This window comes from Nocardia sp. BMG111209 (genome assembly GCF_000381925.1).
Taxonomy (GTDB): domain Bacteria; phylum Actinomycetota; class Actinomycetes; order Mycobacteriales; family Mycobacteriaceae; genus Nocardia.
This window is the reverse complement of the sequence record NZ_KB907310.1, coordinates 30762-44418: the sequence shown is the minus strand read 5'-3', so window position 1 is coordinate 44418 and position 13657 is coordinate 30762. Positions and strand designations below refer to the sequence as shown.

Annotated in this window: 13 protein-coding genes; 7 read left to right on the top strand and 6 right to left on the bottom strand. The window is 69.6% G+C overall.

Annotated elements, in window-relative coordinates; genetic code table 11:
• Positions 1–68 precede the first annotated feature (68 nt).
• Positions 69–470, bottom strand: coding sequence for a hypothetical protein (locus G361_RS0138490; RefSeq protein ID WP_019932482.1), 402 nt, complete (start codon positions 468–470; stop codon positions 69–71).
• A 266-nt stretch (positions 471–736) separates the two neighbouring features.
• On the opposite strand from G361_RS0138490, the gene G361_RS0138485 reads away from it, so the two are divergent.
• Positions 737–1513 carry a hypothetical protein gene (locus G361_RS0138485; RefSeq protein WP_231387235.1) on the top strand — a complete coding sequence of 259 codons (777 nt, stop codon included), beginning with the start codon at positions 737–739 and terminating at the stop codon, positions 1511–1513.
• Between the two features lie 775 nt (positions 1514–2288).
• Here G361_RS0138485 and G361_RS0138480 read toward each other — a convergent pair.
• From G361_RS0138480 to G361_RS0138465, 4 genes are read right to left on the bottom strand one after another with little or no spacing between them, the layout of a single operon-like run.
• A complete protein-coding gene (locus G361_RS0138480) occupies positions 2289–3077 on the bottom strand; it encodes a DeoR/GlpR family DNA-binding transcription regulator (protein WP_019932480.1) in 789 nt (262 codons plus the stop codon).
• On the bottom strand, positions 3074–3919 hold the full coding sequence (locus G361_RS0138475) for a carbohydrate ABC transporter permease (protein ID WP_019932479.1): 846 nt from the start codon (positions 3917–3919) through the stop codon (positions 3074–3076). Before G361_RS0138475 ends, G361_RS0138480 begins: the two co-directional genes overlap by 4 nt.
• On the bottom strand, positions 3916–4812 hold the full coding sequence (locus tag G361_RS0138470; RefSeq protein WP_026344025.1) for a carbohydrate ABC transporter permease: 897 nt from the start codon (positions 4810–4812) through the stop codon (positions 3916–3918). Before G361_RS0138470 ends, G361_RS0138475 begins: the two co-directional genes overlap by 4 nt.
• Positions 4809–6053: an extracellular solute-binding protein gene (locus G361_RS0138465; protein ID WP_019932477.1), complete on the bottom strand. Its 1245-nt coding sequence runs from the start codon at positions 6051–6053 to the stop codon at positions 4809–4811. The genes G361_RS0138470 and G361_RS0138465 overlap by 4 nt, the downstream gene beginning before the upstream one ends.
• A 152-nt stretch (positions 6054–6205) precedes the next feature.
• On the opposite strand from G361_RS0138465, the gene G361_RS0138460 reads away from it, so the two are divergent.
• The 6 genes from G361_RS0138460 to G361_RS0138435 all read left to right on the top strand — a co-directional run bounded on the left by G361_RS0138460 (position 6206) and on the right by G361_RS0138435 (position 11736).
• Positions 6206–7114 (top strand): SIS domain-containing protein, encoded by a 909-nt coding sequence (locus G361_RS0138460; RefSeq protein WP_026344024.1) that lies wholly within the window; start codon positions 6206–6208, stop codon positions 7112–7114.
• Positions 7111–8034 carry an ROK family protein gene (locus G361_RS0138455; protein ID WP_019932475.1) on the top strand — a complete coding sequence of 308 codons (924 nt, stop codon included), beginning with the start codon at positions 7111–7113 and terminating at the stop codon, positions 8032–8034. The genes G361_RS0138460 and G361_RS0138455 overlap by 4 nt, the downstream gene beginning before the upstream one ends.
• A gap of 187 nt (positions 8035–8221) precedes the next feature.
• On the top strand, positions 8222–9385 hold the full coding sequence (locus tag G361_RS0138450) for an N-acetylglucosamine-6-phosphate deacetylase (protein ID WP_019932474.1): 1164 nt from the start codon (positions 8222–8224) through the stop codon (positions 9383–9385).
• A gap of 8 nt (positions 9386–9393) precedes the next feature.
• On the top strand, positions 9394–10335 hold the full coding sequence (locus G361_RS0138445) for a hexose kinase (RefSeq protein ID WP_304412522.1): 942 nt from the start codon (positions 9394–9396) through the stop codon (positions 10333–10335).
• A complete protein-coding gene (locus G361_RS0138440) occupies positions 10332–11240 on the top strand; it encodes a class II fructose-bisphosphate aldolase (protein ID WP_019932472.1) in 909 nt (302 codons plus the stop codon). The genes G361_RS0138445 and G361_RS0138440 overlap by 4 nt, the downstream gene beginning before the upstream one ends.
• A gap of 19 nt (positions 11241–11259) precedes the next feature.
• Positions 11260–11736, top strand: coding sequence for a DUF4254 domain-containing protein (locus G361_RS0138435; protein WP_019932471.1), 477 nt, complete (start codon positions 11260–11262; stop codon positions 11734–11736).
• Positions 11737–11991: 255 nt separating this feature from the next.
• Here G361_RS0138435 and G361_RS0138430 read toward each other — a convergent pair whose 3' ends face one another.
• Entirely contained in the window at positions 11992–13575 is a 1584-nt protein-coding gene (locus G361_RS0138430) for an ATP-dependent DNA ligase (RefSeq protein WP_019932470.1), read from the bottom strand.
• Positions 13576–13657 lie beyond the last annotated feature (82 nt).

Genomic DNA, 13657 nt, shown 5'->3' with positions numbered 1-13657 from the left:
CCGGTTGCACCGGCATTGCGAATCGGCACACCAGGTTTCGCGGATGTTACGACCGTGTCAGGAGCGCGCTACCAATCCTCGAACCAGTCCCGCGCGGCGGGCCGGAACATCAGCACGATCAGCCCGATCGAACCGGCCGGACCCAGCCAGCCGGGCGGATGACCCATCGTGATCGAGGGGACGGTCCACGCCATGTTCAACGCCGCGAGCCCGATCGCGCCGATCCGGATGCCGCTGCCGACCGCGCCGAACGCCAGTGCGAGCAACCCGAGCAGCCAGCTCGGTACGAAGGCCAGCGAGGTGACCAGCGCCGAGCGGGTACCGAACAGCCAGCCGGCCGCGGCCGTGCACACGATCCCCATCAGCGCCAGGCCCAGCGCGAGCAGTTGCGCCGAGCGCACCGCCGCGGGCATCCGGCCGGTATCGATCCCGCCGGCGATCGAATCGGGCCGAAACCCGTTGTCGGACATCCACCCTCCCATCTCGCCGGCACGGCGCCACGCGGGAGGACACCGGCACGGACACGACATCGAGCGTTGGCACGAGAGCGAGCGTTGGGGCACGAGAGCAAGCGTCGGACGAAGCGGCGCCGGGCGAACGAACGGCCCGAGCGGACTGTAGCGTGCGGACCGACCGGTACGGTGACAACGCGCGCGAAATGCCCGGATGCGTTGTCACAGCCGATTCGCAGACGGGTGTGAAGGTTCTTCACAGTTTCGCCGGAGACAGTGTCGAGGTGATCGACTCGACCCCTGACCGCGCCGACCGGTCGCCCGGAACCAAGGTTCCGCAGATCACGGCGCTGTTCTGGGTCGTCAAGGTGCTCACCACGGGTATGGGCGAATCCTTCGCGGACTTCCTCGACGGCCGGACCGACCGCGACCTCGCGATCCTGCTCACCACGGTGGTGCTGGCCGGCGCGCTGATCGCGCAGCTGGCGGCCCGGCGCCATCACCCCTGGCGCTACTGGTTCGTGGTGGTGATGGTCGGCATCTGGGGCACGATGGCCGCCGACACCATCGACTTCCGCTGGAAGGTGCCACTACCGGTGTCGACGATCGTATTCCTGCTCGCCCTCGCGATCCTGTTCGCGGTCTGGCACCGGGTCGAGGGCACCCTCGCCGTGCACAGCATCACGACCCTCCGCCGGGAGTCGTTCTACTGGGCCGCGGTGATCGTCACCTTCATGCTGGGTACCGCCGCGGGCGATCTGACCGCGAGCCGGATGCATCTCGGCTACCGCTGGTCGATCGTGCTGTTCGCGGCGCTCATCGCGCTACCCGCGGTCGCGCGCCGGCGGCCGGGGGTGAACGCGGTCGCGGCCTTCTGGTTCGCCTACGTGCTCACCCGTCCGCTGGGCGCCTCGGTCGCCGACTGGCTGGGCGGGGATCGCCACGACGGTATGAATCTCGGCACCGGCCGGGTGACCGTGGTCGCGGCCGTGGCGATCGTGGCCCTGGTGGCCGTGCTCGCCCGGCAGGATTCCCGCACACCGGCGGTCGCGACCGCCTGAAGCTCCGGACCGCCCCGTCGCCCCGGGCGGTCCGGTTTCCGTCGTTCACACCGCAGGCCCCCGGCGGCTGTGAACGCGAGCTCCCGGCCCCGACACCGGTTGCCCGCACGTCGCATGATCGATATCCGGCTAGCTACCGGAATCGTCACGACGGCATATCGTCCTCGAAGTCACCAGCTGCCGGTCGGCGGCAGCCACGGGCCCCACCAGCCGCCGGGCGGGAGGTGGTGGTGATGATGATGCGGATAGCCCGGGAAAAACGGCGGCATGTTTCGATCCTTCCTTCGAGAAGTCGCTCGCTGTCTGCGAATTCGACGGAGCCGGACGAAACTCCGTTCGCGGCTCCGCAATTCACGGTAACGAGGCGCCCCGAAAAGGTCCACCGTCGTGTGAAATTCACAGGAATTCGGCGATCTTCACAGCGGAATCGGAGGTCGCTCGACCCGATCCCCCAGCCGATCGGGAAACGATCACCACCAACTACCGGTCAGCGGCAACCAGGGCCGCCACCACCAGTGACCGGGCAGGAAGAACGGGGCATGCGGGAAACCGTGAAACAGCATGGCGGGTATTTCCTTTCGTTGCACTGCCGAACGCCTGCGCGAATTCGACAGGAGTCCGCGGTGACTCCGCAGCGACTCCGATATTCACGGTAAACCAGGGAGCGCCGAGATCTCCGGGTTCGGCCGGAATTCACAAGAGTCGCATCATCTTCGCAATATCGCCGAATATCGCGGACCAGATTCCTCGGCCGACCGGTCGGCACGCGGGCGGGTCACACCAGATCCACGCGCACCCCGGCCGCACGGATGTCCGCGATCGCCACCGGATCCGCCGCGGTGTCGATGACCAGCACATCTATGTCCTCGATCGGGCAGATCCGGGCCAGCGCGGTGCGCGCGAGTTTGTCGGCGGTGGCCGCCACGATCACCCGATTCGCGCGCCGGACCATTTCCGCGTTCACGCCGGCCTCACCCAGATGGCGGCATTGCGCACCCCCCACCGCGGAGATTGCATCGACGCCGAGTACGAGGGTGTCCAAACGCAATTCGGCCAATGCGCGTTCCGCGAGCGGACCATGCAATTCGTATGATTCCCTGCGCGCCATTCCACCGAGACATATCGTGCGCAGATGCGGCCGCAACACCATTTCCCCGGCGATGTTGAGCGCATTCGTCACGATCGTCGGCTGGTGATCGGCGGAGGTCGGCAGATCCGGCCGCCCGGCCAGCGCCCGCGCCACCGCGGTGGTGGTGGTACCGCCGTTGAGCCCCACCACCGTCGGTTCCACCAGCGCCGCGGCATATTCGGCCACCCGCTGTTTCGCCTCGTCACCGCTGCCGCGGTAGCGGGCCGGCAGATCGTAGGCGACGGCCGTGGCGACGATGCCGCCGTGGGTGCGGGTGGCCAGTTGCTGATCGGCCAGCGCGGTGAAGTCCCGGCGGATGGTGGCGGGCGAGACACCGAGCCGGCCCGCCGCATCCTCCACCGACAACCGGCCCAGCTCGGCGAGCAGTTCCAGCAGGCGATTCCATCGTTGCGGCCGGTCGGCGGGCGCGGTCATTTCACGCTACCGGCGGTCAGTCCGGCCACCAGGCGCTTCTCGATCAGGGCGAACAGGATGACGACGGGCACGATGCCGACGGTAGAGATCGCGAAGACGTATTGCCAAGCCGTGTCGTACTGCCCGATGAACTTGGTCAGGGCCACCGACAACGGCTGATTCTCCGGCGTGGTCAGGATCACCAGGCTGGCCGCGAACTCGTTCCAGCAGGAGACGAAGGCGAAGATGGTGGCCGTGACGATGCCCGGCCACACCAGCGGCAGGCTCACCCGGGTGAGGATCTGCCACCGGTTCAGCCCGTCCAGGGCGGCCGCCTCCTCCAGTTCCACCGGCACGCCACGGAAGAAGCTGTGCAGGATCCAGACCGCGAACGACAGATTGAACGCGCCGTCCACCAGGATCATCGCCAGCCAGGTGTCATTGATGCCGAGGGTGAAGAACTCCCGCAACAGCCCGGTGACCAGCACCGTCGGCTGCAACATCTGGGTCACCAGCACCAGTCCCAGGAATGCCGCCTTCCCCGGGAACCGCCGCCGCGCGGTGTGATACGCCGCCGGGACCGCCGCGACCAGGACCAGCAGCGTGCCGCCGACCGCGATCACCAGGGTGCTGACCAGATTGAACGGCAGCGGGGTCTCCGAGGTGTGCCAGACCGTGACGTAGTTGTCCGGACGCCACTGCTGCGGCAGATAGGTCGGCGGGATACGCAGGATCTCCGCGCGCGGTTTCAGCGATCCGAGCAGCATGACCAGGTACGGCAGCAGAAACAGCACGGCCAGCACCGCCCCGGCCGCGGTCAGATCCCAGCGCCTGCGGCGCCGCCGATTTCCGCGCGCGGTCACCGCGCCTCCTCCCCCGCCGGCCGGATCACCTTCACGTAGATCGCGATGATCACCGCGATCAGCACGAAGTTCAGCACGCTCATCGCGGCGGCGGTGGCGAGCTGCTGATTCTGCCGGATCAGCTTGAACGTCAACGTGGTCGTGGTGTCGGCGTCGAAACCCGCGATGCTGCCGGTGAGCACCTGCAGGATCGGCAGCGAATTGAACGCGTTGATCAGATTGATCACCGTCGCCACCGCCATCGCCGAACGCAGTTGCGGCAGTGTGAGATACCGATAGCGCTGCCACGGGCTCGCGCCGTCGACCCGGCCCGCCTCGTCCATCTCGGCCGGAATCGCCTGCAGCCCGGCCAGAATCGTGTAGGTGGTGAACGGGATCGAGACGAACGCCGCGACCCCGATCGCCACCAGGAAGGCCGGGCCCGCCTCCTTGGTGAATCCGAAACCCCGATGCAGCACACCGATATCCACGAGGAACCGGTTGGCGAGGCCGACGTCGGGATCCAGCAGATAGTCGAACACCGTGGTGGTCATCACCACCGAGGCCGCCCACGGCACCAGGATCGCCAGCCGCACCGCGGTCCGGCCGGGAAAGTCCTTGTTCAGGAACTGCGCCAGCGCCGCCGACAGCGCCAGCGTGATCACCACGACCGCCACCGTCCACGCCAGGGTGTGCAGCAGGATGCGCGGTAATTCCTCCAGCGCGAACAACTTCCGGAAGTTGGCCCAGCCCGCGGGGCCGCGATCGGTTCCGTACGCGCTCAGATCACGGGTCGAGGTCCACAGCATGTATCCGGCCGGGAAGCCGACGATCGCGGCGATGAGCACCAGCACGGGCCCGATCCACGGCAGCGCGCGCAACGCCGCCGCGGCTCGGCTCGGCGTGCGACTCAACTCGCCGCCTGCTGGATCTTCTGCAGCACCGCGGCGGGATCGGCGCCCTGGGTCACGGTGCCCAGCTGCTGCCGGATCGCGCCCTGCACCGCACCCCATTTCGGATTGTTGCTCGGGTAGAACTTCGCCGACGGCAGAATGGTCGCGAACGCCTTGGTCACCGGATCGTCGGCGAGGGCCTTCGCGCCGGACACCGTGATCGGGATGAAGTGCTCACTGGACACGAAGCCGGAATACACCGGGGCGGAATAGAAATAGGTCAGGAATTTCTTGATCGCGTCCTGTTTCCGGCCGTCCTTCTTGAAGGCCATCAGATGATCCGCGACGCCGAGGGTGGACGGATCACCGGATTTGGTCGGCGAGGGCGCGGTCGTGTACTTCAGCGCCGGATTCTTCTGCGCGATCTGGCCGATGGTCGGCGGCAGTCCCTCGATCATGCCGATCTTGCCCTGGATGAAGGCGTTGATCACATCGGCGCGGTTGGTCGCGCCCGGATTCGGTTCCGTGGCACCGGCATCGGCGATCGCCTTCATCGCCTGCACACCTTCGAGGTTCTGCGGGGTGTTCACGGTGATGTGGTCACCGTCGGACCAGGTGCCACCCGCGCCGAACGTCCAGATGGAGGTCTCGCCCTGCGCCTCCTCGCTACCCAGCGGCAGGCCGTAGCCGGAGACGCCGTTGCCCAGCGCCTGCACCTTCTTCGCGTCGTCGGTCAGTTCCGCCCAGGTCTTCGGCGGTGCGGTCACCCCGGCCGCGGCGAACAGGTCGGTGTTGTAGAACAGCGTCCGCGCGGAGGCGAACAACGGTAGCGCCCACTGGGTTCCGTTGATCGAGGCGTTCTTCGCGAACCCGGGCTGGATATCGGCGATCACCGCGGGGTCGACCACGTCGGCGGCCGGATAGAGCAGGCCGTCGGTGGCATAGGTGGAATAGGCGTCGATGTTGAGGATGTCCGGCGTCGTCGACTTCGACTGCAGCTTGGTGCGCACCACATCGTTGATGGAGTCCCAGGACTCGGTCTGCAACGTGACCTTGATATCCGGGTTCGCCTTCCGGAAGTCCCCGATGATCTTGTCCCACTCCGCTTTCGTGCCGTCGCTGTACACCGGCGCGAGGAACGACAGCGTGTTCGGATCCGAATCGTCCGACTTGTCACCGCCGAATCCGCAGGAGGAGACGGCCAATACCAGCCCGGTGGCCAGGACCATCGACGAGAAAGCGCCGCGGAGTGGATGTTTCACGATCTGAGCCTTTCGAAGTGCACATCCGGCGATGCGAGGCACGGATGCTGGAGCAGAGGATCGACGGTCCGAATTTAACGCTTCGCATGATCGAATGTGACTGTTTCGACTGTAAATTTGACATGAACGATCACCGGGCCGATCCTGGTGACGTGTCGACCTCCACCGATCGCGATACCAGCCCACATCTGGCCGCCGAGGTGGCCACCCAGCCCGACGATTGGGCGCGCGCCGCCACGATCGCCGCCGACCACCGGGACCTGCTGCCGTCTCCGGGTGAGCGAGTGGCCGTGATCGGTTGCGGCACTTCCCTGTTCATGTCCCGCGCGATCGCCGCCCGGCGCGAGGCCGCGGGCCTCGGCCCCACCGACGCCTGGCCCGCGGGCGAGGTGCGCCGCCACGACTACGACCGGTACCTGGTGATCTGCAGATCGGGCACCACCACCGAGGTGATCCGCGCGCTGCGCGAACTGCCCGCCGGGGTACCGCGCACCGTGATCTGTTCCAGCCCCGGCACTCCCGTGCTGGAGCTGGCCGACCCGATCCTGATCGACGAGGTCGACGAGCGGTCGGTGGTGCAGACCCGGTTCGCCACCACGACGCTGGCGATCCTGCGGCGGCACTTCGGCGAGGATCTGACCCCGGCGATCGAACAGGCCCGCGCGGTACTGGCCGAGGATCCGGCCGTAGCCCTGGCCGGTGTCCGGCACGCCGAGCAGATCAGCTTCGTCGGAATGGGTTTCGCCGCCGCACTGGCCGAGGAGGCCGGGCTCAAACTGCGCGAGTCCTGCCGTGCCTGGACCGAGGGCTACCTGGCCACCGAATATCGGCACGGCCCGATCAGCATCGCCGGTCCGGGCCGCGCGGTGTGGGCCCTGGGCCCGGTGATTCCCGGCCTGGCGGACGATATCGCCGCGACCGGAGCGCATTTCGAACATCGCGACATCGACCCGATGGCCGAGCTGGTCCGGGTGCACCGGCTGTGCCTGCTGCGCGCCGCCGATCTGGGCCTGGACCCGGATCGGCCACGCGGCCTGACCCGTTCGGTGATTCTCGGGTGACCGGCGGCCCCTCGGATCCGGTCCTCGCCGTCGATGTCGGCGGCACCACCATCAAGGCCGAGATCACCGACGCCGCGGGTACGGTGCTGGCCACCGGGGCCGTCCCCACCCCGTCCGGTCCGGCCGCCTTCGACGCGGTCGAGGACCTCGGCGACCGTCTGCTCACCGGACTGCCCGCCGCGCAACGGGTCCGCGTGACCCGGGCCGCGGTGGTACTGCCCGGCATCGTGGACCCGGCCCGCGCGCTGGCCGTGTTCAGCAGCAATATCGGCTGGCGCGACGTCCCCCTCGGTGACCGCTTCACCGCTCGCTGGGGTATCCCGATCCGGCTGGAACACGATGTGGCCGTGGCCGGTTGGGCCGAGTGGCGGCACGGCGCAGGTCGCGGCCACGACAACGTGTGCGTCCTGATCCTCGGCACCGGTATCGCCGGCATGCTCGCCGTGGCGGGCCGCCTGGTCCGCGGCGGTCCCGGTCAGGCCGGCGAATACGGTCACATCCCGATCCGTCCCCGCGACGGATTGCCCTGTCCCTGCGGCAATGTGGGCTGCGTGGAGACGGTGGCCTCCGGCAGCGCCATCGCCCGCGCCTACACCGCGCGCACCGGCCACGAGATTCCGGGCGCCGCAACGGTCTTCGAACGCGCTCCGCACGATCCGGCGGCCCGCGCGGTGATCGCCGACGCCGTGGACGCCCTCGCCACGGGCCTGCTCGGCATCCTGCACGCCACCCGAATCGATCTCGTCGTACTCGGCGGCGGCCTCTCCGGCGCGGGTGAGATCCTCACCACCGCCCTGCACACCCGCCTGTCCGAACTGCTGCGCGTGGTCCCGGTCCCCGCGGTCGCCGTGGGCGCCTTCGGGATCCGCGCCGGACTCGTCGGCGCCGCCCACTACGCGCGCACCGGAGCACTGGAATGACCAGGCCACCAGGCCCGGCCGGGACCGGCGCACACTCGGGCCACGGTCGATCGCAACGCGCCGGTGATTGCGCCGGAACGACAGGGACCGGCAACCCGCACTCCGGCAGCCGGTGCCCCGGCAACCCGCGCTCCGGCAACCCAGGTCGCCGAGAATTTCCTGCCACCGGTCGGCCCCGGGTGGCCGGATGACCGGCTCCGAAGGTGTTCTGTCACTGCGGGGCCGGATCGTCACCTCCGGCACGGTGCTCGAGGACGGCGTGATCACGGTCGGCGGTACCCGCGTCACCGATGTCGGCGACAGCGCGGAATGGTCGGCGCGACACGGTGGCCGGGTACTGCCGGAGTTCCTGGGAACGGTCGTGCCCGGTCTGGTGGACATCCACAACCACGGCGGTTTCGGACATCGGTTCGACACGGTCGATGTCGAGGATGCCCAAGCGGCAGCGGAATTCCATCACACCCAGGGCACGACCAGTGTGATGGCGAGCATCGTCACCGCACCCGGCGCGGAGATGGTCGCGCAGACCGCCGCCCTGCGCGAGCTGGCCGCGGCCGGGGTGGTCGCCGGAATACACGCCGAGGGCCCGTTCCTGTCCGAGGTACGGTGCGGCGCACAGGATCCCCGCTTCCTGATCGATCCCGATCCGGACCTGATCGCAGCGCTGGTACAGGCGGCGGACGGGTGGCTGCGGGTGATGACCCTCGCGCCGGAACGTCCCGGATTCGACCGCGCCGCAACGCTGCTGGCGGACCACGGCGTGATCGTCGCGCTCGGGCACAGCGATGCGAGCTTTGCCGCGTTCCGGGCCGCCCTGTCACCCACCGGCCCCGGCACGCTGGTCACCCATCTGGCCAACGGCATGCCACCACTGCACCACCGCGCGGCGGGCCCGGTGGCTGCGGCGCTGGTGGCCGCCGCCGCGCGACAGGCCACCGTCGAGCTCATCGGCGACGGTGTGCACGTCGATTCGGGTTTCGGCGCACTGGTTTTCGCGACCGCACCGGAGCGGGTCGCGCTGATCACCGATGCGATGCAGGCCGCCGGGATGCCCGACGGCAGCTATCGGCTCGGCCCGCAGACGGTCCGGGTGATCGACGGGGTGGCGCGCGTCGCGGGCGGTTCGATCGCCGGCGGCACCGCCACCCTGCTGCGCTGCCTGCGCTGGGCAGTGCGCGAGTGCGGGGTGCCGCTGCCGGTAGCAGTGCGCGCGGCCACCGATATCCCGGCCGCCGCGGCGGGATTGTCCGAGGTCGGCGACCTGCGGCCCGGAATGTTCGCCGATGCGCTGATTCTCGGCGACGCACTGGAGTTGCGGCGGGTGCTACGACGTGGACAGTGGTTGTCGTGATCCTTACCGTGACAATGAATCCCGCCTACGACACCACCTATCGGGTGGAGCGGCTGGAACGCGGCGTCCAGCAGCGGGTGCTGTCGGTGCAGCAGCGCATCGGAGGCAAGGGCATCAATGTCAGCCGGGTGCTCAACCAGATCGGAAAGTACTCCCGGGCAACCGGATTCGCCGACCACATGTTCGCCGCCGCGGCCGAGCTGGAGCTGCCGGTGGATTTCGTGCACGCGCTGCCGTGGGTCCGCCGGACGGTGGTGATCAGCGAATCCGCGGACGGCAACGCCACCGGCCTGTCGGAACCGGGCCCCCGGCTCAGCGAATCGCATTCGGTCGATCAGCTGCGCGTGCGGGTTTCGGGTCTGCTGCCCGACTCCGGCGGACTGGTGGTGTCCGGATCGCTGCCCGGCGGGGTCAGCCCGACCGTCCCGGCGAATCTGGCCCGGACCGCGGTGGCCGCCGGGGTGCCGGTCATCTGCGATGTCGACGGCCCGGCGCTGCGCTACGCCGCCGAGGTGCCCGGCGTGGTGCTGATGCCCAATCTGGACGAGTTGCGCCGCCTGGTCGGCGAGCCGGTGACCGGGCCCTCGGATATCCCGGCCGCGGTCCGGCCGCTGATCACCGCGGGGGTACGCGCCCTCATCGCCACCCTCGGCGCGGACGGCATGGTCGCGGTCACGGCGGGCGGGGCCTGGTCGGCCGCCCTGCCGGAACCGCTGGCGGGCAATCCGACCGGCGCCGGGGACGCCGCGGCCGCCGCCGTCATCGCGGCCCTGTCGACCGGCGGCGAACCGGACTGGCCCGCGATCCTCGTCGACGCGATCGCGACCTCCGCCGCGGCGGTGGTGATCCCGGTCGCCGGCGAGATCGATCGCTCGCTGCGGGAGCGGCTGACGCCGACGGTCATCGTCACCGAACTCCGTCCCGCCGACCAGGAGGCCGCCTCACCATGACCTCGGCACCGGTACCCGACCTACTCGCGGCGGCCCGCCCGGGTGCGCTGGCCGCCTTCAACGTCATCACCTTGGAACACGCCGAGGCGATCGCCGCCGCCGCGGAATCGGCGAAACGTCCCGCGATCCTGCAGATCTCGGAGAACACCGTGCGGCATCACGGCGGCCTCGCCCCGCTCGCGCGGGCCTGCCGGCAGATCGCCGACGACAGTTCCGCCCCGCTGGCGGTACATCTGGACCACGCCACCACCGCCGCGCTGATCGAAGCCGCGGTCGCCCTGGGCATCACCTCGGTGATGTACGACGGCTCCGCGCTGGCCGATGCCGAGAACCGGGCCACCACCGCCGCGATCACCCGCTGGTGCCATGCCCGCGGCGTGGTCGTCGAGGCCGAACTCGGCGCGGTCGGCGGCAAGGGCGGCGCACACACTCCCGGGGTGCGGACCGATCCGGCCGACGCGGCGGCCTTCGTGGTCGCGACCGGGGTGGACGCGCTGGCGGTCGCGGTCGGCTCCGAACACGCCATGCAGACCCGTGACGCCCGCCTCGACGACGAGTTGATCGCACGGCTGGCGGCGCGCGTACCGGTACCGCTGGTCCTGCACGGTTCCTCCGGCGTACCCGACGCGGGCCTGCTCTCCGCGGTGCGGCACGGCATGGCGAAGATCAACATCGCGACCCGCCTGAACATCGCCCTGACCGGCACGGTGCGGACGGTCCTGGCCGAGAACCCCACCGCCACCGACCCCCGCCACTACCTGGCCCCCGCCCGCCGCGCGGTCCAGACCGAGGTCGAACATTTCCTGCGCCTGCTGGATCCGGCCGCGGCGACCCCCGCCCGATCGGAACCGGTCGGTCGACAACGATCCAGGTCAGTGAATGTTGTTGCCGATCAGAAATATTGAACGTGCATCATCAGCACCCGTGGAACCCCTCCCACCGAAACACCGCCTCCTGGATGCCTGCCGTGGCCTGCCGGTCGAGCAGGGCCCAGACGCACACTTCGTGTTGCGCTGCGCCTGCCGCCTGGCCGAGCTGCACGAGCAGCGCATGGCCGCCGCGCCGGGCACCGTGACCGAGATCGACCACGACCGCGCCCGGCTGGTGCACGCCATCGATCGGTGGGTGGCCCGGGAGTTACCCACGGCGCACGGAGGCGCCCGCATGCACACCGAGACCGTCGGCACCGTGATCGATCGGCTCGCCCAGTTCTCGGCCCAGGCCTATTCGACACTGCTCGGCTCGCCCGAATGGATGGTGCACGACGCCTGGCGCCGGCTCTCGGAATTGGCGGTGGCCTACGAGGATCTGGCCACCGAGGTCTCGACCGGCGTCTGCCGGTTGCCCGATTTCAGCGGTCATCACGAATACGACCGCGGGCCACACGAATACGAGCACTGATTCCGGTGTGAACGCCGGGGGCCGCCGGCGCACCGGATGAGGAAGGACGGTGTCGTCGGCGGCCCTCGAGTTGCCGGCTGTCTGGCGAGGGATGGACAGTTCGCCGGCTTTTGGGGATGGCGGATCAGGGCAGTTGATCCGTGTCGGTTGCCCGACGCCTCTCATCCTGCGCGCGGAACCTCAACGAGTCCGTGGATACGCCTGTGAAGTACCTGGCAGTCGCTGATGCCCGAAACGTGTAGTTTTACTGCACTTTTACTCCCCGCTGGGCTGCGCATGGACGGCCGCGAGCCCCTCGGGCAGCAGTGCCCGCACGGCGTCGATGGTGTCCACGCCGGTGAGGTCCTTGTCGGGGCGATATCGCACCACCCGGGCGAACCGCAGCGCGACGCCACCGGGATAGCGCGGGCTGATCTGCACACCGTCGAGCGCGATCTCGACGACCAGCTCCGGCCACAGATATACCGTGTGCTGATCCCGGGCCCGCTCGTGCTGCGGGAATTCGTTGGTCTGCCACTGCAACAGCGCATCGGTGAGGCCCTTGAACGTCTTGCCGACCATGATCGGCTCGCCGCCGCCCGGATCGCGGGCGCCCAGATGCAGATTCGACAGATATCCGGTGCGGCGGCCGTATCCCCACTCGGCGCCGAGTACCACCAGATCCAGGGTGTGCGTGGGCTTGATCTTCTGCCAGGCGCGGCCACGGCGCCCCGCCGCGTAGGGTGCGGCCAGCGATTTGACCATGATGCCCTCGTGGCCCGAGGCCAGCGCGCCGTCGAAGTATTCGGCGGCGGATTCGGCATCGGGATCGACCAGCGCCGGAATGGTGTGCCGCCGCGCCACCCGCAGCAGCGCCGCCCGCCGCTCGCGCAGCGGGGAGTCGAGGAAGTCGATGCCGTCCAGGTGCAGGCAGTCGAAGAAATACGGATGCAGCAACAGATCCCGCGTGGAGGTGATCTCGGCTGCGGCGCCGGGCTCCACGGTGGCGAAGCGGCTCATCGTCTCCTGGAACGGACGCGGGCGGCCGGCATCGGTGAGCGCCAGGGTCTCCCCGTCGAGTACCACGCTCTCACAGGGCAATTCGGCCACCAGCCGCACCAGCTCCGGCACCCCGGCGGTGATGTCGCGCAGCGTCCGGGTGAACACCCAGACCCGGGAACCCTTGCGGTGCACCTGAATTCGGGCGCCGTCGAGTTTGTGCTCGACGCTGACGTCGCCGTCGAACTCGGCCAGCGCGTCGTCGAGGGTGGCGCCGGGCGAGGCCAGCATGGGCTGGATCGGCCGCCCCACCTCGAGCCGGAACTCGGCCAGCGCCGCCTCCCCGCCGGTGAGCGCGGCCACCGCCGTGACCGGCAGCCGCCCGGACAGCATGGCGGCCCGGCGCACCGCGTCGACCGGCACGCCGGCGGCGACCGCGACCGCCTCCGCGACGATCGCCGCGAGCGCGCCCTGCCGCAGCTCACCGGTCAGCAGCCGGATGAGGAACTCGCGCTCGGCCGCCGTGGCCGCCGACAGCAGCGTGCCCAGCAGCTCGCGGCGGCGGGCCGCCGATCCGGCGCCGTTGGTGCCGGCGAGTTCGGTGAGGGTGGCGTCGACCGTGGCGACGGTGAGCGTCCCCGAGGCGGCCGGGGTGGCCGGATCGGCCTCGACCGCCGCCAGCGTGCGCCACCCGGTGCCGATCCGGCCCTGCGGCAGCTCCCCGGACACCCAGGCCACGACCTGGGCGGCCGCCTCCGGCCCGGCGCGGCCGACGAGGGCGGCCAGCGTCGCGATCTTCGCCTTCCGCGACCGGGTCGCCCGGACGTCCGCCGAGGCCGTCACCACCTCCGAGAGCAGCATGTGTCGACCGTAACGGCAGGGACCGACAGGTACCGCGGAACCGGCGTCGGCGTGGCCGCCGGATCGTTGATGTGACATCTTG